The organism is Streptomyces sp. NPDC001904 (genome assembly GCF_040297005.1).
Taxonomy (GTDB): domain Bacteria; phylum Actinomycetota; class Actinomycetes; order Streptomycetales; family Streptomycetaceae; genus Streptomyces.
This window is the reverse complement of sequence record NZ_JBEOYI010000022.1, coordinates 109,994-132,248: the sequence shown is the minus strand read 5'-3', so window position 1 is coordinate 132,248 and position 22,255 is coordinate 109,994. Positions and strand designations below refer to the sequence as shown.

Here is a 22,255-nt window from a genome sequence, read left to right as displayed (position 1 = left end):
GCCAACCTGGGGTCCATATTCTTAGGGCTCCGAGATCTTGTCAATGCGTTGGAGGGTACGGGTGGTGTCGACCCGTACCCGCTGGACCTGGGTACGCGTGCGCCGTAGGCATAGCGTCAGCACCCGCGCGTGGAGCATCCCGGTCGCCCTCCCTAATACAAGTGCATGCACTGTACCGGTAGACGTGTCCTGGATCACAGTCTGTTGACGGCCGGGCTCACGGACTGAAACGATCTCGTCGAATAGCTGCCTTCGAACGCATCATTCGGATTGGCATTCTGGGAATACTGAAGCGTTCTGAAAGTTTGGTTTTCCATGGGCGAGTTGCTGGCTATTAGCGATCTGCATCTGCACTTCAAGGAGAACAGGCAGATCGTCGAAGGGCTGCGACCTTATTCGGATGAAGACTGGCTGCTTGTAGCCGGCGATCTGGGGGATCGCAACGAGGATGTGCTGTGGGGCCTCGAACTGCTTGGTAAGCGGTTCGCAAAAGTCTTCTGGGTTCCCGGAAATCATGAACTGTGGACCAGGCCGGACGACCCGCTGACTCTGCGGGGAGAAGCTCGATATCAATACCTCGTGGAATACTGCAGGTCGCTAGGAATTGTCACCCCAGAAGACCCATTTGTTACGTGGGAGGGGGTGGGAGGGCCGGTTGTTATCGCGCCCGTATTTCTTCTCTATGATTATTCATTTCGTGACCCGTCACTCACCAAAGATATGGCCCTCGCGACCGCCGAAAGTGCCGGAATAATCTGCACGGATGAGTATCTGCTGCACCCCGACCCGTACCCCAGTCGTGAAGCGTGGTGCCGGGCGCGATTGGAGCAGACTGCTGTGCGTTTGAATGCCATTCCACAAAACATGGCTACCGTCCTGGTAAATCACTACCCATTGGTACGTGAGCCGACGGAGATCCTCCGCCATCCCGAGTTCGCCCTGTGGTGTGGTACCAGGGCCACCGAGGACTGGCCGACTCGGTACCGGGCCGCCGCAGTGGTCTACGGACACCTGCACATCCCCCGAACCATCGAGAAGGACGGGGTGCCCCACCACGAGGTCTCGTTGGGCTACCCACGCGAATGGATGCCCCGCGCCACACCTCCGCGCAAGCTGGTTCGCGTCCTCAGGGATCGCCCAGCGATCGGTCGCAGCGCATGATCCGGGACCTGGTGCCTCGTGGCATCGCGGCGGTGGAGTCGTTTGGAACTCCACCGCCGAGCTGCTTCGTGTATCCCGAAGAGAGCGCGATCGTGGCCCGAGCGGTTCCTGGGCGCCGCAATGAGTTCGGAGCCGTAAGGGATTGTGCTCGGTTGGCCATGGCTGAATTGGGATTCGCCCCTGCCCCTGTGCTTCGCGGCTCGGCGGGCGATCCTATCTGGCCCACGGGACTGGTCGGCAGCATGGCCCACTGCGCTGGGTACCAGGTGGCGGTAATCGCCCGCGCCGACGAAGTTGCGGCCGTGGGGGTTGACGCCGAGCCCAATGAGCCGCTCCCTGAGAACGGCATGCTGGAAATGGTGGGGAGCCCCGGTGAGTGCGACATGGTTGCCGAACTGGCCGGTAGATTCAGCCATATCAACTGGGACCGCCTCCTGTTCAGTGCCAAGGAAAGCATCTACAAGGCTTGGTATCCGTTCGCAAGAAGGTGGTTGGGTTTTGAAGACGCTGTCGTGCGCCTGGATCCCCGAACGGGTACGTTTACCGCTCGACTCCTGACAGCTGGTCCGGTGGTGGCAGGCGACGAAGTGAACACGTTGGCGGGACGCTGGATTTCCCAGCGGGGTCTCCTGCTGACGGTGATCACTGTTCCCCGCCCCGCGGGAGCCGGCCCAGTAGACCGATCCACGAGGGCCCGTGGCCAGTCCGCCGGCTAACTCATCGGACCCCCACCCGCCTTGAGGTGTGACCCGGTGCGTAGCGCGGCACCAATCAGTTCGATTATCCCCTGGACATGCGCCCTCTTTCGTCATCTCCAGGAAGCAATACTGGGAGTTTTATCATGGATGGTTGTCAGAGCGAAACATGTCCGAACTGTCACTCTGAGATGCCCCCGGCTGCACCTCGGCAAGCCAGTCAACTCAGCGTCTGCACGGGTTGCTTCGAGAGGTTCAGGACTGACTTGTCGGCTATCCAGGACCTGTACCGCACATGTGAGGTTTTGCTGGCAACCGCACCTCCGGACGCCGAGCGTGTCTCCGGTTCACGTTCGTTCGGCATCAAACTCAACACGGCCGCTGTCGACGCGCGGGACCTGGTCAGGACACGGCTGCGCTCCTGGAGCGAGTTCGTGAAAGCGGAACACGGATGCGCGCCGTCGAACCCGTCCGTCACGGGCCTCGTGTCGTTCTTGCGCCGGCATGCGGACTGGCTGTGTCGTCACGAGGCAGGAGTCGACGCCGTTGGGGAGATGGCGGAGACGGCCAGGGCGATTCGGCGGATCGTCGATCCGACGCGGGTGCGAAGGTTCTCCGTCGGGCGTTGTGTCACGGGTGATTGCCAGGGTTCCCTGGTCGCGGCAGTCCAGGCGAATGCGGAGCTGCTGCCCGGCGAGGTCCGCTGCGACGTCGATCCCGAGCACGTGTGGACCTCGTACCAGTGGCGGGAGCTCGACCGGCAGGTGAGCCAGAGGCAACAGACCGGACTGCCCTGGCTTACCCCTCGACAAGTCGCCGACCTCTGCCAGACGTCGATGAGCAATGTCTATCGGCTCGCATCGGAAAAAAGCTGGCGCCGCCGCACCAACGGCCGCCGCGTCCTGTACGCCAAGGCAGATGTCCTCGCATCGGTCAGCTGACGGCATCGAGCATCCGCAGGCGTTGTAGAGAGACCGGAAGTGGACAGGTAATGCCCCGTCAGAGAGTTGCGAGTACGCCACGATCGCTCGTGGAAGCCTTTGCCGTGAGCGTCGCCCGCTTCCCCGACCGGGTCGCGCTCACGTGCGAGACACGAAGTCTCACCTACACCGAACTGGACCAGTGGTCCGACGAGTTGGCTGCGACCCTGCCCCGCGGCACGGAAACTCGCGGCCGTCCGATAGGCATCCTCCTCGAACGGTCCGTCGAGATGGTGGTCGCGGCGCTGGCCGTTCTCAAAGCAGGCGCGTTCTATCTCCCTCTCGACCCGACTGCCCCGACCACGCGAAACGCAATGATCCTCGAGGACGCCGCCCCTCCGATCGTGGTGACATCCCGTCATCTGGCGAGCCGGCTTCCGGAAGGGCTTTCGCACCGAATCGTGGAAGCCCCAGGAGAGGGGTCGGACACCACGCCTGTTCTCGCACCGGCACTGCTCACGCCGGACGACCGGGCCTACGTCATCTTCACGTCCGGTACGACGGGCCGTCCCAAGGGAGTGGAGGTCACGCACAACAACGTGCTGCGACTTTTCTCCACGACCCTGCCCCTCTTCGACTTCACTGAGGAAGACGTCTGGACCGTCTTCCACTCGTTCGCCTTCGACTTCTCCGTCTGGGAAATCTGGGGACCGCTGCTGCACGGTGGACGCGCCGTGGTGGTACCCGACGAGGTGGCCAAGGACCCGGCGCTCTTTCGACAGTTGCTGCACGAGCAGCGCGTGACGATCCTCAACCAGACACCCTCGGCTTTCCAACAAGTCGTCGCAGAGGACGGTCGGCACCGCGAACGCCTGCCACTCCGACTGGTGGTGTTCGGCGGCGAAGCCCTGCGCTTCACCGAACTTGAGCCGTGGACGGACAAGTACGGAACCACCACGCCGGCGCTCGTCAACATGTACGGCATCACCGAGACAACCGTGCATACCACGTACCACCACGTCAGCCGGGCCGATGTGGAGAGCGGCGAGAGCGTGATCGGTAGGCCGCTGCCCGACCTCGACATATTCCTTGTCGACGAAGAGCTGCGGCACGTCCCGCCGGGTGAGACGGGCGAGATCGTGGTGGTGGGCCCTGGAGTGAGTCTCGGCTACCGGGGACAGCCCGACCTGACCGCGCAGCGTTTCGTCACCCTCAAGGATCGCAACGACGAACCGGTGCGTGGTTACCGATCGGGCGATCTGGCGCGCCTGCGACCGGACGGTCTGCTCGTTTTCCTTGGCCGCGCCGACAGCCAGGTCAAGATCCGCGGGTTCCGCATCGAACTCGGCGAGGTGGAGGCTGCCCTCATGCGGCATCCTGCGGTCAGACAGGCCGCCGCATCGGTCACTCATTCGCGCGACGGCAACGCGATGCTCGTCGCGCACCTTGTGCCCCAGGCCGACGCGGTACCGGACATCTCGCTCCTACGGGAATTCCTGACGGAGCTGTTGCCGCACTACATGATCCCCTCAGCTGTCGGAGAGCTGGACAAACTGCCGCTGACGGGTAACGGCAAGCTCGACCGCGCCGCCCTGCCCGACGTGGCCCGAACGCCTTCGTCGCCATCATCGACGTCGGCGACGCCCCGATCGCGTACGGAGGCGATACTCTGCCGGCTCTTCGCAGAGACACTGGAACAGGACACCTTCGGCCCGGACGACGACTTCTTCGCCTGCGGCGGCCACTCTCTACTGGCGATCGCGCTGCAGCGCCGCGTGCGTGTCGCATTTCAAGAGCCGCAGTATCGCCTGCTACCGCTCTCCCAGATCTACCGAACCCCTTCCCCGGCGGGAATCAGCCGGTGGCTGGGGCAGGCGCACACAGAGCGCGCAGCCTTGCCGACCTGGCAAGAGGGGGACACGCTGCCGCTGTTCCGACAGCAGAGCGACATGCTGATCCGGCACGTGTTCGACCCCGACGATCTCACCGACCACTGCACGATGAGCTGGCGAGTCGAGGGCGAGGTCGACACGGAGGTCTTGGACCAAGCAGTGAGCCACGTTCATGACCGCCATGAGTCACTGCGGGCACGGTACCGATTGGAGGATGAGGCGATCGTGGAGCCGGCCGACACGCCGGCACCGAAAATCGTCGTGCTACGAGCGGCCACGGAAACCGCCGCCCGCACAATCCTGCGGGAAGCCGTCGGGCGGCCCTTCGATCTCGAGCAGGGCGAGATCTGGCGGGTCGTCGTCGTGACGGCGGGGGCGGGCCAGGTGCACTTTGTGGCGGTAGCCGTCCATCACATAGCCACTGACGGATGGTCGGAATCGATCCTCGCCGCTGATCTCTCGGTCGCGTACGACGCACTTCGTGCAGGCAATCCGCCCGTTGCCGCGCCAGCACCCGACCTCCGTCAGACGGCCGAAGCGCAGCTGCCGCACTGCGATCTCGCAGATCTGGACAAGCAGCGCGCCTACTGGAAGTCCGAACTCCTGGATCTTCCCGCACTGGACTTTCCGCATCCCGTCGCCGAAGAGTTCTCGTCAACCCCGCGCTCCAGGACTTACCCGCTCCCTGCCGACCTCCTGCAACGCGTCGAACAGCAGGCGATCCGGCACGGAACGACTCCCTTCACGGTGCTGCTGACCGCCTATGGCAGAGCACTGTCCGAGCTCTCCGGAGCGAGCGACTTCGGTGTGGGAACACCTGTGGCGTTGCGGGGGGACGCCCGCCTGGAGAAAGCTGTTTCCTGCCTGATCGACGTGCTTTGCCTTCGGATGCGTTTCCCGAACGGGACCTCCTCCGGCACCGAGGATCTACGCTGTGTCGCGGACACCGTCCGTCGCGCGTTCGCGGCCCAGGACGTTTCGTTCAGCGAGGTAGTGCGGTTGGCCAACCCGCCGCGCGACCTGCGCCCGCCGCTGTTCCAGAACATGTTCGCCCTACAGAACAACGCAACCCCCGATCTGCGCTTGACCGGTGCGCAGACCGAATTCATTCGACTCCCGTCATTCGGCCTCCCCACCGAGCTCGTCGCCGAAGTGCGACCGCAGGCCGGGGGAGGGGCAGAGCTCGCCGTCAGCTACCTGCCGCACCGCGTGGACGACGCTTTCGCGAGCGCACTCGGTGACGGCTTCATCGCTCATGCTGAGAACATGACCCGTGCCTGAACACCCCGTTGCAGGCGCACGATCGCTCGATTCCGCGCCTGCAGTTGGTCCAGCCCTGCACCGACGGGCGGCCTGAAGCCGCGGACAACGACCGTCCGGCCGTCGGACGGGATGACGAAGTGCCCCTGGTCCGAGATCATATTGATCTCGGACCAGGGGCACTTCGTCATGCGCGGACCTCACGACGCCGGAGCACGGGCTCATGCCTCCGGAAGACCCCGCGGGTCCCCACATCTCCTCGAGACTCGGGTCAGACGGCAGTGGAGCCGGAGTCCGCGACGGACGGGGACTCCGAAGGCGCGACTGCCCTCCTGCGTCCGCTGACGGCGAGCAGCGCTGCCACCGTGCTGGAGCCCGCGAGCACCCACCACAGAGCGTGCGGCGCACTCGCCAGCAGCAGCGCCACCAAAAGCGGCGCCAGGGCGGTCGCGCCCCCGGCGAAGAACTGGTTGAACGCCATGTAGGACCCCTGTTCACGTTCAGGCGGAATCGTGGTCAGCATCATCCAGGCAGCCTGGGAGACGGCCAGTTCGCCGAGCGTGTAGAGAACCATCCCTCCGATGATGAAGCCGACTTGGTAATTCCGAGGCAGGGGCGCGACCAGCAGGGCAGCGGCGTAGAGCGGGATGTACATCAGGCCGCCGAGCGCGAGTACCGGCCGGGACGGGAGGCGCTCCAGCAAACGGCTGAGCGGAAGTTGCAATGCGGTCAGCAGCGTGGTGTTCACCGCAAACATCAGGCCCACGATCCACGACGGCAGGTGCAGCTCGCGTAGGACGAACACCGGCATCGCGGTTTCCACCGCCAGCATCGCCGTCAGCAAGAGAGCATTCGAGCCTGCCACTCGCAGAAACGGGCCGTTGCGCCACGGACCGTTCGCACCACCGCGGAGCCTGCCGCGCGGCGGTGGTGCGACGCGGCGACCGGGCGGAACCCCGATGACGTACAACAGGGCGTTCAGGACGAAGCCGGCCGCGTTGATCACTCCGAGCATGACAAAGCCTGAGGCGGTGTCCACGACGAAGAAGCTGGCGAGGAGCGCCCCGCCGCCGATACCCGCGTTGAAAGCGACCCGGGTAAGGGCCAGCCACCGGCCGCTCTCCCCCTCGGGGGCCAGGCGGACGGCGAGTACCGGGCTGGCCGCTTGCTCGGCACGCTGGCCCACGGCGAGCAGCAAAGTGCACACGATCAGCGGAACCAGGCCGCGTACACAGACAATGCCCGCGAAGCACGCGACGCGTGCCAGCGCTGATCCGATCAGCACCGGCTTGGGGCCGATGCGGTCTACCAGGCGGCCGACGGCGAAGAGTCCGGGCAGCACAGCGAGTGCGGTGACTGTCAGGACCAGTCCCACCGAGCGGAGCGATTGCCCCGACAACTGGGTGAAGAACAGCAGTGAAAAGGGATAGAAGAACCCGGTACCCAGCGCTTTGACCAGTTCGGACAAGCCGAACCACACTACGCCGGGCCCTCGCGGCAGCACAGAGGCCGACGTGCGGGACTCCTTGACCACGGTGGACGTCATGCCGAGGAGCCCTCCCCGTTCAGGCGGAGCACATGACATTGCTGACGAAGGGCTGTGCAGCCACGCGAGCGCTTGGCCCGCTCGCTGCCAAGGCCGTAGTGCAGGGTTTCGACTCCTGCTGCCGCTGCTTCCTCAATCAGTTTGTAGTAGAGGATCTCGAAGTACAGGGGGAGTTTGGTGCGTTCCTGATAGGCGTAGTCGTAGCCGGTCTGGCGCACATACCAGTGGTCTCCGTGGCGCAGGATGAGGCCGTAGCCGCGGATCGCTCCCTCAGCCTCGGCGACGACGGCAAAAGCGTCCTCGCCGAAACAGTCACGGACCTGACGGATCTGCGCCAGGACAGTGTCAGGTCCGATGTCGATGCCGTACTTGGCGAGCAGACCCGACTCCAGATCCGCGCAGCGGGCCAGGTCCGTCTCGGCGAGCGAGCTCAGCCGCACCCGCACATCCGACTCCCGGATACGACGACGCTCAGTGGCCACGGAGATTCTGCGCTTGCTCGTCAGCGCCGCAAGATAGCCGTCGAAGCCACCGTCGGCGGGCAGTTGGAGCGTGCTGTAGTGGCCGGTCGTGTAGGTGCGGTAGCCGCGGTCGCCCAAGGCGCGGGCCAACGCCTCGTCCTGCTCGCCCAAGTAGAGGAAGCACACACTGGCGAGCCCAGCCTCTTGTGCCAGCAACTCAGCGGCGACGACGAGCGACTCGACATCGCTGTCCGTCGCATCGGGCGACCGCAGCACTCTGGTATTGCCAATATGCCGCCCGCCGGCGACCAGAGCCGGCATCAAGGTGCTGGTGGGCTCGCCGATCGACGCCAGCATGGCCGCTGCGTCGGGAAGTTCGTCCTTCGCGCTGTTGCGGAGAACGACATCAGGCCGGCCCAGGGCCCAGGGCACCGACGCGGTTGCGGTCGCAGTGGCCAGGGCGGCTACCTGACGCCCGGCGCGCTCGACCCACAGATAGGTCATGGGAACACCAGCGGTGGCCTCGACGACGTCGAGCCAGCGGCAGGTGAGGAAGATGTCGTACGGTCCCGCCAGCGCGTCCCAGCCCGCACGGGGAAGTTCGGCGGCCCGCGAGACGGCTCGCACGCTCTCGGGCAGCCGTACACTCGTCGTCCTGGTGAGGGGCACGGGTGCTTCTCTCTCTTCTTTCCGCACGATGCGGAGATGCTCGAACCAGCAGCGGATACGGCGTGAGGTCGGGCAGATGCCCCGACCCCTAGGTCGCTTCTTCAAAGCACCGTTCGCCTGAGGGGCGACGACGGAGATCTGCGGATTCGACCTGGCGGACGGGCGTTTCTCAATGCATGACGTCGTACTTGGCGGCCTCGACGAACTGCGGCGCGAACTTCCGCTTCTGCCACAGGAGGTAGCGGTTGAGCGCGGACGCCAGCGGGCCCATCGGCCGCCGGAAGTCAATGATCACGATGACGCGTGCCTGCGCGCTCTCGTTGACCACCTCGTGCTCGAGGGAGACGTCCAGAACAGTCCCCTCGCCTTCCTTCCACTGGTAGAACTCGTCAGCAAGACGAATGCGCGGCGGGTTGTCCGTGGGGACCTGGATGCCAAGGTGGTAGCGGAGAATGCCCGCGTACGGGTCCTGGTGCGAGGGGAGGGTGACACCCGGCTCCAGGATGGAGACGAAGGCGTTGACCACATTCGGCGTCGACTGGGCGAAGGACAGCAGCGTGGGCAGGTCCTTCTTGGCCAGCTGGTTGGTCTTCCCGAACATGTACGCGTAGTACAGACGCCATTCATCCGACACCTCAGAGGCGCGCTGCGGGTCGAAGGTGTCGTACGTGGGAATGGACCGGCTCTTGAGGAGCGCGTCGACTTCGGCCTTCAGCTCGGGGAACTTGCGCTCCAACTCCCATACCTCGGGGAACACGGCATCCGAGGGAATGATGCGCCGGCGGTTGGCGCCCCCGGACTTGCGCAGGAAGATCCAGTTGGCCAGGGTCCGCAGTCGCGGGCTGTTGAGATAGGGGGAGGTCTTCATGACATGTCTCCTGTTGGGTGCAGTGCGAGGTGGGAAGAGCGGGACGGCGGCGCCGGCTAGCCGATGCGCTCCATCGCGCCCCTGCGTGCCTGCCACACACTGATGCGTCCGTCGGTTTCCTCGAACGTGAGGCGCAGGTGGGCGAGCGCGCGGTCGATGGTGTCGAGCATCGCCGTGTGGTCGGTGGCGGTACCGCGGAGGACGTCCATGAAGAAGGAGGTCGACTGGGCCGGCAGCGGGTCGCCTGTGTTCAGGCGTTGCATCCGCCCGACGACCCCCGGCTCCTGGAGCAACTGCTCGACTCCATCGCTGCCGCGCAGCACCCCGCCCGGCAGCGGCGAGAGCCCGAAGTACTGGAATTCGATGGACTCCACCGCCTTGTCCGGCAGGTCAACCGGCTGACCGCAGGCCGAGCGGATGCCCAGCTCGTGAAGGTCGAGTCCCGTCGCGCGGCGATACATGTCAGCGATGAACCCGCCGAGCCGTCCGTTGACCTCGATGATCCTCGGGCCGTCCGGCGTCAGCTTGATCTCGGTGTGCACCAGACCACTGCGGATGCCGAGTGCGAGCGCCGCGTCGGCGGCCAGGCGTGCCACGCGCTCGCCCTCATCGACACCCAGGTGCGACGGCACGAATCCACCGTGCTCGCGGAAGGGCGGCATGAGCGGGAACTTCCCGGTGACACCGATGGTGTGCACTCGCCCCTCGACGACGAGTGACTCCACCGACACGTAGTCCCCGAAGTCGCCCTCGTCACGACCCCGCAGATACTCCTCCACCACGAAAGGCCGCTCAGGTGTCGGCGTCAGTTCCGCGGGAAGATCGCCGGCATCGCGTACGAAGTGAGTGTCGATGCTGCTCTGACCGCGCACCGGCTTGACGACGACAGGTCCCGGCCGGGTTGCCAGCAATGCGAGACCCTCCTCGCGGCTGGTGACCGCGACGGACCACACGGCATCCACCCCACGCTCGGCGAGGCGCTCGCGCTGAGCCCGCTTGTCCGTGAGCCGACGTGCCGTGTCACGATCGTGGTAGGGCATGTCCAGAGCGTGCGCGAGCTCCGCGGTGAACCGCAGCAGACCCTCACTGAAGGTGGTCACGCCAGCGATCTCATACGCCTTCAACGCGGCCGCCACCGCGGCGACATCGTGCTCATCGGACTCGTACACCGGCCCGAAGACCTCGTACTCGGCACGCTCCAACGCGCTCAGTTCGCCGGCGAGCGCCACGTGCACCGGAGTGTGTCCACACAGGTGCGTGGCGTTGGCGATGTCGGACGGCCGGACGGCCGAGTTGGGAAACACTGCGACGACGACGGTACTCATTTTCCACCCGCGTTCGTGTCACGGAGCCGGTACACCCGGTCCTTGAGTTCCTCGATCCGCTCGCAGTCCCGGTCGATCGCGTCCATCGACGTGCCGGACATGAAGATCCGCATCGTGCTGGAGTACAGGTCCACGGTCGGCCGCATGAGGTCGCCGGGGGCGAGCTTCAGGTCCAGGCGCGCGACGGTCTCCAGATCTCGGATCGCCTCGACAGCCTGTTCGTCGACGCTCTCGACGACACCACTCAGTGTTGTCGAGGTTGTGCAGCAGATCGCCTCGCGGTGCTTGTCGTAGTGGCGTCCCGCATAGCCCCGCACGAAATCCGCGGGAGACAAGTACGCCAGCGCCGTCAACGTGGCCTGATTGCCGCCCGCGCACACGTTGTGGAATCCAGGGTGCATGTTTCCGGCGATCCGGGTGCCGACCTCGACCAGGGCGGGCCCCTGCGGAGTGACGATGACTTCGGCGTGAGTCGGTCCGAACTGCACACCCAGCGCTTCAAGGGCCCGCTCGACGTATGCGATCAGCTCGTGCGCGGGCCCCTCATCGGGGGCGAGCAAGCGCTCGCGGTCGTAGATCAGACGGCCCGAGGGCAGCAGTCGCTTCTGGTACTCCCAGACGCCGCAGACATAGCGGTTGCCTCCGTACGACACCATGTCGACCACGTACTCGGTGCCCTGAAGCCAGGACTGGACCAGCACTTCAGTGTTGGTGTCGCCATAAATCGTCTCTGACTGCAGGATGCTCTCGGCGGCCCTGCGCACCTCCTGCGCGTCGGAGCAAATGAACACCCCGTCGCCAGCGGCCGAGTTGAGAGGCTTGACCACCACGGGCCATTCGCCTGTCTGCTCAGACCAGCGCACCAGCTCGCCGGAGTCACGGCTCTTGAACTGCTTGGCGCAGTGCAGTCCGGCCGCCCGCAGCGTCTCGCCCATGTGGTACTTGTCCCGCCGTGCCCTTGACCGCGCAGTTCCGTTGGTCGGCAGCCCCAGACGCTCCGAGAGCAGATCGGCGAGGTTCACCCCCGGCTCCTGGCCGGCCATGACGCACACCGGCGCGAACTCCGCGAGACGCAGCAGCGTCTTGTCCAGGTCGTCGTGGACCAGGGCGGCCCTGAAGCCGCTCAGCTCGGGCGGCGGCATCGACGGCATGAACTCGGGGGTGCTCTGGACGTGCACCAGATCCGCGCCCAGGGCGGCGAACTCGGGCGGCAGGTACTTCCCCGACGTGTACGCGTCGACCAGCACCACAACCGGTCTGTTTTGGGGCAACGGAACTCCTCAGGAATCGGCGGATGAGCGGTGGATCAGGTGGACGAAAAGCCGCCGTCAACGAAGATCGTCTGGCCGGTCACGTACGCGCAGGCGTCACTCGCCAGGAAGACGGCCACACCGGCGAAGTCGGACAGCACCCCGTTTCGGCCGGTCATCGTGCGCCGTGCCATGGCCTCTGTACGCACCGGGTCGCGGAACACGGCCTCGTTGAGAGGAGTGTCGACGAAGCCCGGAGCGACGGCGTTGGCGCAAACGCCCCGCGCCGACCACGCTTCCGCCTGAGAGCGGGTCAGTGCGGTCAGCCCCGCCTTGGACACACCGTAGGCACCACTGTTGCCGAAGGCGCGCACGGACTGCTGCGAAGCGATGTTGATGATGCGGCCCCAACCTCGCTCAGCCATGGCCGGACCGAACCGCTGCCCCAGCACGAAGGGCGCGTCCAGATTGGTGCGCAGGGTGCGGTCCCAGTCCTCCTCACCCAACTCGCTCAGCGGAGGCCTGACATTCATACCGGCCGAGTTGACCAGGATATCGACGGCGCCGAACCGTTCCGCCACCTGATCGGCCAGCTGATGCACCGCCTCTCGGTCACCCAGATCCGCAGCGAGCCAGGACGCAGTGCCACCGCTCACCGGCATCCGTGCAACAGCCTCACGCAACGGGTCGGTGCGCCGGGCGACGAGCAGCACGTCGGCGCCGGCCGCGCACAGCGCCTGGGCAATCGCCTCGCCAATCCCCGAACTGCCCCCCGTTACCACAGCCTTACGGCCGCGCAGGCCGAACAGGGGGGTGAAGAAGTCGTTCATGCGTGGCCTCTCAAGCCTTCTGCCGGGTCGGGCGCAGTCGGATGTCGTCGAGATGCACGTGGATCGGCCGGCCGACCACGAACTCGATGACCGAGGCGACGTCCTCGGGCACGAGCAGCGGTCCGTTCTGCTCGGCCACCGCCTCGAACCAGGCCGTGTCGTATCCGGCCGTGTCCTGGAAGCCGGAGCGCACGAAGCCCGGCTCGATCAGCGTCACGCGGATGTTGTGGGCGCACACCTCCTGACGCAGCGCCTCCACGAGCGAGTGCACAGCGAACTTCGTCGCACCGTAGACGGGGTTGGCGGCAGACACCTGACGCCCGACAGTGGACCCGATCACCACGATGTCCCGCACTCGGCTGCCGCTGTCAGCCTCGGCCTGCTTCACGAACTCTGCTGCTGTGGTGCGCAACTGACGCATGATCGCGAGGAGGTTGGCCTCGACCAGTTCCTCCCATTGGCCCGCGTCCGAGCCGAGCACGGTGCCAGGCAACCCCCGCCCGGCCGAGGCCACGAAGATGTCGGCCGGAGCGGCCCACTCCCGCTCGGCCGCGGCAAGCAACTCCTCGGTGTACGCGTGCCCGGTCATGTCCCCGGCGAAGGGCAGCACAGAGCCCGGGAAGTTCGCCGCCTCCGTCTGAACGGCGTCGAGTTGCTCGGCCCTTCGGCCGGCGGCCACCACGTTGATGCCCCGGCGGGCGAAGTTGGTTGTCACGGCCCGCCCGATGCCGGAGGAGGCTCCGGTGACGACGGCGATGCGTCCCTCAGTCATGTCAGTCAGTCCCTGTTCCTGCTTGTGTGGTGCGTTCTTGCCGGTGTGTTGCTTCTTGCCGTGACCGAACGGTGCCGACCGGCTAGGCCGGTACAGCCACGGCGATCTCACCCTGTTGAATCAGCCCGGCCATGTACGCCCGCAGCCACGCCTGGTCCAGCGGCGTGAAGTTCACACCGAGCTGCGCGAGCAGGCGTCGGGTGCGCGTGTGGTCGTAGCGGACGTTGCGCTCGGGACGACTTGCCCAGAAGTGCGCCAGGGAGAGCTGTTCATCGCTCGCGTCGAGGTGCCCTGCGAACAGTGCGGCAAAGTCCGGTGCGTCGTCCTGTTCGACAGGGCAGCCGAGTGCACGCAATGCCGCGAACACCTCCGCGTATGACACCTCGTGGTGGGTATCGACGTGGAAGGTTCCGCCCGGCACCCGAGAGCTGCGGGAGATCTCCAGAATCCCCTCGGCGACAGTGTCCACGGGGCTCAGCGCGAGCGTCTGCGATCCGATGCTCGGCATCCGGCCCAGGCGGGCGCAGGCACGCAGCAGCTGGACCAGCCGGTTGTCGCTGCCGTTGCGCTGAAACCGCCCGGTGACGGAATGCCCCGAGACGTTTCCGGAGCGGTAGATGAACCCGGCGCCGCCGCGGGCGACGAAGTCGTGCACCAGACGCTCGGCGTCGTGCTTGCTGCGCTCGTACTCGTTGAGGAAGCTCTGCCCGATATTGAGGGAGTCTTCACTGAACACAGTCCGCTTGCCCTCGGCGCCACTGCCGCAGACCGCAAGGGTCGACACGTAGTGCAGGTCCTTGGGACGGCTCGTAGCGGCCAGGGAGATCATGGCGCGGACGGGTTCGATGTTCTGCCGGTCGAAGGAGCCCCGGTCGCCGAACAGCCGTGTGTCACTGGCGAGATGGTAGACGGCCTCGACTTCGCGGGCGAGCGTGGCGTACGCCGTCTCGCCCAGTCCGAAGCCCGGTTCCGCCAGATCCGCCTTGTGCACCGTGACACGGTCGAGATAGCGCTCCAGGTCCTCGCCGGGGTGGTACCAGGCGTAGATGTCGCGCAGCCGTTCGCGGGCCGATTGCCCGGTGCGCTCGCGCACCAGGCAGTGGATGTGCCCGGTGGTGCGTGTCAACAGCAGGTGCAGTAGATGCGCACCGATGAATCCTGTGGCGCCGGTGAGCAGGACGCTGCCGTACGCGCGGGTCGTGGCGGCGGGCGGCTCGCAGTGCAGTGCGCGCGGAACTTGAACGAGCAGGCCGGTACTCGATCCCTGCTCCACAACGAACTGACCTTGCGTCTCGGGAAGGCCGGCCGCGGCAAGGAGCTGAGCGCGCGTGGCGCGGGCCAGCTCACGCAGGTCCTCGGCGGTGTGCCGGTGCGGGGTGGCGGAGAGGTCGGCGACGAGCTGGCCGTCGTGGACGCGAGCAGTGAGCTTGAGGCTGTAGCCACGGTCGTTGGCGGCGCCGCGTACCGGTCCGACCGCGTAGCGGGACAGGGCCGGACGCAGGTCGTCCCCATAGGGCAGGGCAAAGGAGCCGAGATAGTTGAAGCAGACGTCGGCGCGCTGCGGCTGCCGGTGCAGGCCGTAGGCGATCCCGAGTCGGGGCACCTCGTCCATCGCCTTGGTCACGGCCTTGCCCGTAGCCGCCACATCGCCGTCGACGACCGGTACTCGCAGCGGAAACGTGGAGGTGAACCAGCCTACGGCCCGTGATACATCGAGGTCGTCGTCGAGCGTGGCACGTCCGTGGCTCTCCACGTCGACGACTACTTCGGCACTGCCGTCGGTCGTGCTGAGGGCCTGGGCGAATGCGGCGAGCAGAGCGGCGTGCATCGGGGTCCCGGTGCTGGCTGCCTCGGCACGCGATAGGGCGTTGGTCTCAGCTCGGCTGAGCCGGAACCAGACGGCCTGGGCATCGCCCTCTTGGTTGTTGTCGTCACTGGCTGACATCGGCGCGTGGTGTTGAAACTCGTCCCAGTGGGCGAGGTCGGCGCGCAGGGCAGGTGCTTGTTCTGCGATGTGGGTCGCCCACTCGCCGAAGCCGGTGGTTCCGGGGGCGGTATGGGGAGTGTTGCCCTGCAGTCGCTCGGTGTAGCAGCGGCTGAGGTCGTTGACCAGGATGCGCCAGGAGACAGCATCGATGCACAGGTGGTGGCAGATGAGGAGCAGATGCGCCCGGCCGGCGCCCAGGAAGAGATGGGCCTTGAAGACGGTCCCGTCGCCGACGCGAATCTCGGCCTGGCGGGCGGCGGAGGTGTCCTGGAAATGTCTCGCGATCGCCTCTTCCCCGTCAGGCAGGGCGGACGTGCTGAAGATGTCCTTGGCGGCGACGGTTTCGCGGTGGCGGCGGTCTCCCGCACCACGGAAGGCGGTGCGAAGCAGCGGATGCACCGCGACCACGTCGGCGACGGCGGCCTGCAGAGCACCAGCGCGTACTGCGCCGTCGACATCCAGGAGCAGGGCCTGGTTCCACTGGTCGGGCAGGGCGAACTCCTGCCGGAAGAACCAGTGTTGGGCGGGGGAGAGGACCGCGGAATCATCGGGCAGCGCGCGACCGGTCGCACGGGCCCGGGCATCGGCACCGACACCGCGGGCGATGTGCTCGGCGAGTGCGACGGGCGTGGGCTCCGCGAGGAACGCGGAGGCCGATACCTGGTGTCCCTTGGCCTGGAGGTCTGCGATGACCTGAATGGCGTCGATGGAACTGCCGCCCACGTTGGTGAAGTTGTCATCGACGCCGAAGTCGCCGTGCCCCAGGTGGCGGCGCCAGGCAGCCAGCACATCGGCGAGAACAGGATCGGCGACGTCATGCGTGCGCTCGCTGCGCTCGGCGAGGCGTTCCTCGACCAGGTGGCGCAGGGCGGTCTGGTCGGTCTTGCCGTTGCTGTTGCGCGGGAAGTCGTCGAAGACCTCGATGCGGTCGGGGACCATGTACGAGGGCAGGGTGCCGCGTGCCTGTTCACGGATCGCGGCCGACGAGGTGGCGGGGTCCGTCGACGCGACGGCTGCGACCAGGACGGGGCGGTCCTTGCGGATCAGGAGGGCGACGGCGTCGGTGACTTGGGGCAGTCGGCGTAGGCCCGCCTCGACGTGTCCGAGTTCCACGCGGTAGCCGCCGACCTTGACCTGGCGGTCGCCGCGGCCCAGGAACTCCAGGGCCCCGTCGGCGTCGACGCGCACCTTGTCACCGGTGCGGTAGGCGCGGCCCGTGCCCGGCAGGAGAGTGTCGAGTTCGTCGGTGAAGGCCTGGGCGGTGGCCCGTGCGTTTCCGCGATAGCCGAGCGCGACGGAGGGTCCCGCGACATACAGTTCGCCGGTTGCGTTACGTGTGTGGAAGTCGCCTTCGGGCGTACGGACGAGGAGCTGGGTGGCGCCGAAGGCCGTGCCGATGGGGACGGACGCGTGACCGTTCTCTGCCAGTTCGTCGACCTCGGTCGCCTCGTGCAGCATGTGGGCCGCGATCCCGACCGTGGCCTCGGTGGGACCGTAGTGGTTGACGAGAGTGCGGGCGACGCCCGAGGCGAGCACGCGGCGGGCCAGCGGCAGCGCGAGCAGCTCGCCACCGAGCAGCAGAAAACGCAGGGCGGGACGGGTGCCGGCGTCGTGGCCGTAGGCCCGGAACAGCACGCCCCAGTGCGAAGGGGTGGTCTTGAGGACGTCTACGCGCTCGGCGTGCAGATAGCGCAGCAGTCCCATGGGGTCGCGGCGGGTTGCATCGTCGACGAGGTGCAGGGTGCCGCCGGTCCACAGGGACAAGAAGAGGCAGGTGTTGCCGAGGTCGGCGGCAAGTGTCGTGACGTGCGCGTAGTCGAGCGGCTCGTTGATGTCGAGCCGAGCGAGCAGCGATGCGGTGTAGTGGAGCAGGTTCCCGTGAGTGATCATGACGCCCTTGGGGACGCCGGTGGAACCGGAGGTGTAGAGCACGTAGGCGATGTCATCGCCGGCCGGCTCTGCCAGCGGTGCCCGCCCACGGGCATCCTCTGCCGCCGGTGCCTCGAGCGCCTCGCGCATGTCGAGTACGTCCAGGCCGCACTCGCGCAGCTCATCCAGGTAGCGCTGCGACGTCAGCACGAGGTCGGGGGCCGCCGTGCCGAGCCGGCCCGCCCCCTCCGCCACCGGGTCGGTGGGTTCGATGATTGTGTAGGCCGCGCCGCTGCCGAGAGCGGCGAGGAGTGCCACCACCACGTCAGGGGTGCGATCGAGGTGGATGCCCACGAGGCAGCCGGCGCCAATGCCGTGGTCACGCAACTGGTGGACCAGCTGCGACACCCGGTCGTCGAGCTCCGCGTAGGTCAGGCGGTCCTGGCCGACGGCGACTGCTGTTCGGTTCGGGTGGGTCTTCGCATGGGTGCGCACCAGCGCCGGAAGCATGCCGTAGTCCTCTACGTGTGGGCGAATCGGTCGGAGGGGGCGTGGTCGGAGAGGCCGGATCAGCTCCAGAGGACCAGCGGCTCCTGCCGGCCCTTGGACGCGATGAAGGCGGCCGCGCCGACCCGGTGCTTGCCCTCGCCGGCGGTCACGGCGTGCAGCATGCGGGGGCTGAAGATGATGAGGTCGCCGGCCTCGGGATGGATGGTGATGACGGGCTCCTCGACGGACTCCGGCTCCAGGCCCTCGACGTCGAGGATGGTCTTCGTCTCGTCCTCGGTCGGCTCGCGCAGCCAGAGCTGCAGGTTGCCACCCTCGCCAGGGACCTGCAGGTAGATGTTGGCGACGAGCTGGTTGAGGACACCCTCGATCTCAGGGGCGTCCGTCTCCTGGTCGATCGCATCGTTGTGCGGGTAGAACTCCGAGGTCTTCGGCTGGAAGACACGGAAGGCCCCGACGAAGCAGGCACGGCCGCGAAGGCGCATCAGGTTGGCGCCTGCGGGCCACAGCTCCTGCAACTCCAGGCGGACTCGGTCCACCGGCGACAGGTAGGGGTGGAACATGTTGCGAACGTCCTGGATGGCCGGCAGGGCCTGCGCGTGGTACTTGTCCGTGAGTTCGGCGTTCCACTTGGTGTCGATGTGCGGCATGTAGACGCGGCCGACGCTGCTGGTGTGCTGCTTGTGGTAGTTGCCGAGGGCCTGATGGTTGATGGCCTTCTGTGCGACCTTCTCGGCGATGTCGGCCGGGTAGTAGCCCTTGACATGGATGGCGCCGATCTCGCGCTCGGCCAGCTTGAGGAGCGTCTCAGTGGTCAGCTCGGTAGCGACCTCGTTGGTCTGCGTCCGTACGACAGAGGTGGTGACGGTCATGAAAGGGACTCCTCAAGGGTGTGCGGCAGCGGGTATCCGCAGAAGAATCAAGTGTTGAGAATGTGGATTCGAGTGTCCACGGCGTGAAAATCTAAGCGGCCCGATTGGCAGGGTCAAGGGGATTTCGGGAATTCATGAAGTCCCGGTGATTGCTTGGAAAATGGCATGGCGAATTGTCCCTCAGCCGGAATGGCAGAGGGGTGTGTGCGTGATTTTCTAATGGTGCGAGAGCAGTGCTCCCTTTTCCCATGCGTGGGTCAGGTGTCCTCCCGACGCCACAAGCCGGGGAAATTCCGCCCGATTTGATGCGTCAAATGAAATGTGCGCGTCCCGGGGGAGTATTCCGCGCATCTGCGTCACCTCAGATCTGCGAAGCGCGGTAGGGGCGGTGGGGAGATTCGTGGAAGTGGAATTCCTTGGAGCTGCGATCGGCTCCAAGTGTTCCTGAAGAAAAGATTCCGAAGAGTGGCACCGGGAGGCGAGGTCTTCATGCCGTCTGGTGAAGCGGCGAACGTCCTTGCGGCCGCGCCGCCGGAGGAGTGGCCCATGAGACGGGCGCCGTTCTCCAGTGCCTCGGCGACATCGTCGGCGTCCACCATGAAGGTCTGGTCAGGTGCGGACGGACTGCCCCCGCAGCCGCGGCGGCTGACCGTTCGCAGAGTGAACCTGCGGGCCAACCCGTCCTGGGCGGCCCACGCAGGGTGTGCGCCGAGGGCGTCGCCGTGCGCCAGAGCTGCCGGCGGTCCGTCACCGGACTGCAGGGCTTCCACCGGTCGCACCGTTTCTCCTCCGCGTCTTTCGGGACTTCCGCTTCGGCCACCGGGCCCGAACCGCGACCTCTCGGGCCGAACCTGACTGGCTGTCAAGAACGATGGCGGGGTACGCCGGCCTCTCGCCCCCCCACACACGTTCAGTTGCGCGCCCGGGGCGTTCGGTTGACACGGAATACCGAAAAGTCGATGTGACCTGAGTCACTAGGAGTGGGCCAGGTGTCCGTCAGCAGCATCGCGTCGTGGGCCTGTCCGCCCGACCGGTATGAACGCGCCACAGCTCCCTGCGCTCCCGCGCTGACAGCCGGCCGCCGGGGACATCGGCCTCGCGGGCGCGGCACACGCGGCGGAACTCCGCCTGCCCCGACACCTCGTCGAGGTAACGGCCGACCAGCGCAGCCAGACGGCCGATGGCGGCGAATGCCCTCAACTCGCCTGCTCGGCGAGCACGGGCGCTGGAGCGCCACTGTCGGGCAGCGGCTGCGGGGCGGTCTCAGAGGTGGGCAGCGGAGAGTTGGAACGCAGTGCTTTGACCCAGATCCGCAGGACGTCGGCCATCACCACGATCACGAGGAGGGCGAACGCCGCCGCCAGCACACCGTCGACCGTGGAGTTGGTGATGATCTGGCGCATGTCGTCCGCCGAGTGCGCGGGCGCCAGCACGTCACCGCGTTCCAGCGCGTGGGCGTAGCGTCCGCGCTGGGCGAAGAACCCGACGGCGGGGTCGGATGAGAAGACCTTCTGCCAGCTCGCGGTGAGAGTAACGGCGATGTCCCAGAGCAGGGGCACACCGGTGACCCATGCCCACCGCAGTCGCCCCTGCTTGATCAGCACCGTGGTGGCAAGGGCCAGAGCAAGGGCGGCGAGCAGCTGGTTGGCGATGCCGAAGAGTGGGAACAGCTGGTTGATCCCACCCAGTGGGTCCGTCGCGCCCATCAGCAGGAAGTAGCCCCACCCTGCCACCATTAGTGCGCTGCACAGCCAGATGCCGGGCTTCCAGCTGACGTTGCGCATCGGCCGCCACACATTGCCGAGCGCGTCCTGGAGCATGAAACGGCCTACCCGGGTTCCTGCGTCGACCGTGGTCAAAATGAACAGCGCCTCAAACATGATCGCGAAGTGGTACCAGAAGGACCGCATCGCACTGCCGCCGAAGGCCTCGGACAGGATGTGCGAGAGGCCGAGGGCGAAGGTGGGGGCGCCGCCGGTGCGCGATTGCACGGACTGCTCGCCGACCGCGGCAGCGGCCCCTTGCAGATCCGCCGCGCTGAGGGTGAAACCGAGGTGACGTACAGCTTCTGCCGCCGAGTCCGCCGTGGGCCCGAGCAACGCGGCGGGAGAATTCACGGCGAAGTACAGGCCAGGTTCCAGGACACACGCGGCAACGAGAGCCATGACGGCGACGAACGATTCGGTGAGCATGCCTCCGTAGCCGATGAGGCGGATGTGCGACTCGCGCCTGATCATCTTGGGCGTGGTGCCCGACGAGATCAGGGCATGGAAGCCGGACAACGCTCCGCAGGCGATGGTGATGAACAGGAACGGGAAGAGGCTGCCGGAGAAGACTGGCCCGGTCCCCTCGGCCGCGAACTTGCTGATCGCGTCCGCCTTCATCATCGGCATCGCAATGACGATGGCCACGGCCATCAATGAGATGACCCCCACCTTCATGAAGGTGGACAGGTAGTCACGAGGTGCCAGGAGCAGCCACACAGGCAGAACGCTCGCGAGGAACCCGTACCCGATCAGCACCCACACCAGCGTGGTTGGTGTGAGTGTGAACGCGGCGGACCACGACGGAGACTGCGCGACCCAGTGGCCGCCCGATACCGCGGCGAGCAGCAGTACGGCGCCTGCCACACTGGTCTCAAGGACGTGTCCCGGACGGACCACGCGCAGCCAAAAGCCCATGGCGAGTGCGATGGGAAGAGTCATCGCGATGGAGAAGGTGCCCCAGGGCGAGCCGGCGAGTGCGTTCACCACCACGAGGGCGAGCACTGCGAGCAAGATGACCATGATCGCGAGGACGGCGAGGATCGCGGCGACGCCGCCGACCGGGCCGATCTCGTCGCGGACCATCTGCCCCAGGCTGCGCCCGTCACGGCGCATCGACAAGAAGAGCACCACCATGTCCTGCACGGCGCCGGCGGCCACCGCACCTACGACGATCCACAACACGCCAGGCAGATAGCCCAGCTGTGCGGCAAGGACGGGGCCAACGAGTGGTCCGGCGCCCGCAATTGCGGCGAAGTGGTGCCCGAACAGCACTCCTTTGCCGGTCGGGACATAGTCGACGCCGTCCTGAAGGCGTTCGGCAGGCGTGGCTCGAGTGTTGTCCGTACGCAGTACGCGGCGGGTGATCCAGCGGGCGTAGAACCGGTAAGCCACGGCGTACGAGCACAAGGCGGCTACCAGAAGCCAGACGGCGCTGATCTGTTCGCCGCGCACCAGGGCGAGCACGGCCCAACCGGCGGTCGCGGCCAGGGTGACCGCGACCCAGACTGCGATGCGCAGGGCACGGCCACCTCTGGGGCGCGGCGGGTCGGACACCGGCGGTGTTGTTTCGTTCATGGACAACTACCTTTCAGAACAGTCGGATTG

Annotated in this window: 15 protein-coding genes; 4 read left to right on the top strand and 11 right to left on the bottom strand. The window is 66.5% G+C overall.

All coding sequences use genetic code 11. From position 1 onward, the window contains the following. Positions 1-315: 315 nt before the first annotated feature. The 4 genes from ABT127_RS29380 (at position 316) to ABT127_RS29365 (ending at position 5,949) form a co-directional block, all read left to right on the top strand. Positions 316-1,161: a metallophosphoesterase family protein gene (locus ABT127_RS29380; RefSeq protein ID WP_351456344.1), complete on the top strand. Its 846-nt coding sequence runs from the start codon at positions 316-318 to the stop codon at positions 1,159-1,161. Next, the gene (locus tag ABT127_RS29375) at positions 1,083-1,877 is read left to right on the top strand and encodes a 4'-phosphopantetheinyl transferase family protein (protein ID WP_351456341.1); all 795 of its coding nucleotides are present in this window, start codon (positions 1,083-1,085) and stop codon (positions 1,875-1,877) included. The genes ABT127_RS29380 and ABT127_RS29375 overlap by 79 nt, the downstream gene beginning before the upstream one ends. Positions 1,878-2,122: 245 nt before the next feature. Continuing rightward, complete coding sequence (locus ABT127_RS29370; RefSeq protein WP_351456339.1) at positions 2,123-2,797, top strand: helix-turn-helix domain-containing protein; 675 nt, start codon at positions 2,123-2,125, stop codon at positions 2,795-2,797. A 104-nt stretch (positions 2,798-2,901) separates the two neighbouring features. Beyond that, a complete protein-coding gene (locus ABT127_RS29365) occupies positions 2,902-5,949 on the top strand; it encodes a non-ribosomal peptide synthetase (protein WP_351456338.1) in 3,048 nt (1,015 codons plus the stop codon). Positions 5,950-6,199: 250 nt separating this feature from the next. On the opposite strand, the gene ABT127_RS29360 is transcribed toward ABT127_RS29365, so the two are convergent. The 11 genes from ABT127_RS29360 to ABT127_RS29310 all read right to left on the bottom strand — a co-directional run bounded on the left by ABT127_RS29360 (position 6,200) and on the right by ABT127_RS29310 (position 22,225). Continuing rightward, positions 6,200-7,474: an MFS transporter gene (locus ABT127_RS29360; protein ID WP_351456336.1), complete on the bottom strand. Its 1,275-nt coding sequence runs from the start codon at positions 7,472-7,474 to the stop codon at positions 6,200-6,202. Beyond that, positions 7,471-8,604 carry a GNAT family N-acetyltransferase gene (locus ABT127_RS29355; RefSeq protein ID WP_351456334.1) on the bottom strand — a complete coding sequence of 378 codons (1,134 nt, stop codon included), beginning with the start codon at positions 8,602-8,604 and terminating at the stop codon, positions 7,471-7,473. The genes ABT127_RS29360 and ABT127_RS29355 overlap by 4 nt, the downstream gene beginning before the upstream one ends. Before the next feature lie 169 nt (positions 8,605-8,773). Next, a complete protein-coding gene (locus ABT127_RS29350) occupies positions 8,774-9,472 on the bottom strand; it encodes an aspartyl/asparaginyl beta-hydroxylase domain-containing protein (protein ID WP_351456332.1) in 699 nt (232 codons plus the stop codon). Between the two features lie 56 nt (positions 9,473-9,528). Further along, the gene (locus ABT127_RS29345; protein ID WP_351456329.1) at positions 9,529-10,797 is read right to left on the bottom strand and encodes an ATP-grasp domain-containing protein; all 1,269 of its coding nucleotides are present in this window, start codon (positions 10,795-10,797) and stop codon (positions 9,529-9,531) included. Continuing rightward, positions 10,794-12,068: an ATP-grasp domain-containing protein gene (locus tag ABT127_RS29340; RefSeq protein WP_351456327.1), complete on the bottom strand. Its 1,275-nt coding sequence runs from the start codon at positions 12,066-12,068 to the stop codon at positions 10,794-10,796. Before ABT127_RS29340 ends, ABT127_RS29345 begins: the two co-directional genes overlap by 4 nt. A gap of 35 nt (positions 12,069-12,103) precedes the next feature. Further along, a complete protein-coding gene (locus ABT127_RS29335; protein ID WP_351456325.1) occupies positions 12,104-12,877 on the bottom strand; it encodes an SDR family NAD(P)-dependent oxidoreductase in 774 nt (257 codons plus the stop codon). 10 nt (positions 12,878-12,887) lie between these two features. Then, positions 12,888-13,649 (bottom strand): SDR family oxidoreductase, encoded by a 762-nt coding sequence (locus ABT127_RS29330; protein ID WP_351456322.1) that lies wholly within the window; start codon positions 13,647-13,649, stop codon positions 12,888-12,890. A gap of 82 nt (positions 13,650-13,731) precedes the next feature. Continuing rightward, on the bottom strand, positions 13,732-18,015 hold the full coding sequence (locus ABT127_RS29325; protein ID WP_351456319.1) for a non-ribosomal peptide synthetase: 4,284 nt from the start codon (positions 18,013-18,015) through the stop codon (positions 13,732-13,734). A gap of 59 nt (positions 18,016-18,074) precedes the next feature. Further along, positions 18,075-18,884 carry a 2OG-Fe(II) oxygenase gene (locus tag ABT127_RS29320; RefSeq protein WP_351456316.1) on the bottom strand — a complete coding sequence of 270 codons (810 nt, stop codon included), beginning with the start codon at positions 18,882-18,884 and terminating at the stop codon, positions 18,075-18,077. 356 nt (positions 18,885-19,240) lie between these two features. Beyond that, positions 19,241-19,654, bottom strand: a complete 414-nt coding sequence (locus ABT127_RS29315; RefSeq protein WP_351456313.1) for an alpha/beta fold hydrolase — start codon at positions 19,652-19,654, stop codon at positions 19,241-19,243. 426 nt (positions 19,655-20,080) lie between these two features. Continuing rightward, positions 20,081-22,225: a carbon starvation CstA family protein gene (locus ABT127_RS29310; RefSeq protein WP_351456310.1), complete on the bottom strand. Its 2,145-nt coding sequence runs from the start codon at positions 22,223-22,225 to the stop codon at positions 20,081-20,083. Positions 22,226-22,255 lie beyond the last annotated feature (30 nt).

Coding starts and splice junctions, on each gene's coding strand:
- ABT127_RS29380 (WP_351456344.1), top strand. CDS start 316: ATGGGCGAGTTGCTGGCTATTAGCGATCTGCATCTGCACTTCAAGGAG.
- ABT127_RS29375 (WP_351456341.1), top strand. CDS start 1,083: ATGGATGCCCCGCGCCACACCTCCGCGCAAGCTGGTTCGCGTCCTCAG.
- ABT127_RS29360 (WP_351456336.1), bottom strand. CDS start 7,474: ATGACGTCCACCGTGGTCAAGGAGTCCCGCACGTCGGCCTCTGTGCTG.
- ABT127_RS29350 (WP_351456332.1), bottom strand. CDS start 9,472: ATGAAGACCTCCCCCTATCTCAACAGCCCGCGACTGCGGACCCTGGCC.
- ABT127_RS29345 (WP_351456329.1), bottom strand. CDS start 10,797: ATGAGTACCGTCGTCGTCGCAGTGTTTCCCAACTCGGCCGTCCGGCCG.
- ABT127_RS29335 (WP_351456325.1), bottom strand. CDS start 12,877: ATGAACGACTTCTTCACCCCCCTGTTCGGCCTGCGCGGCCGTAAGGCT.
- ABT127_RS29330 (WP_351456322.1), bottom strand. CDS start 13,649: ATGACTGAGGGACGCATCGCCGTCGTCACCGGAGCCTCCTCCGGCATC.
- ABT127_RS29325 (WP_351456319.1), bottom strand. CDS start 18,015: ATGCTTCCGGCGCTGGTGCGCACCCATGCGAAGACCCACCCGAACCGA.
- ABT127_RS29320 (WP_351456316.1), bottom strand. CDS start 18,884: ATGACCGTCACCACCTCTGTCGTACGGACGCAGACCAACGAGGTCGCT.
- ABT127_RS29310 (WP_351456310.1), bottom strand. CDS start 22,225: ATGAACGAAACAACACCGCCGGTGTCCGACCCGCCGCGCCCCAGAGGT.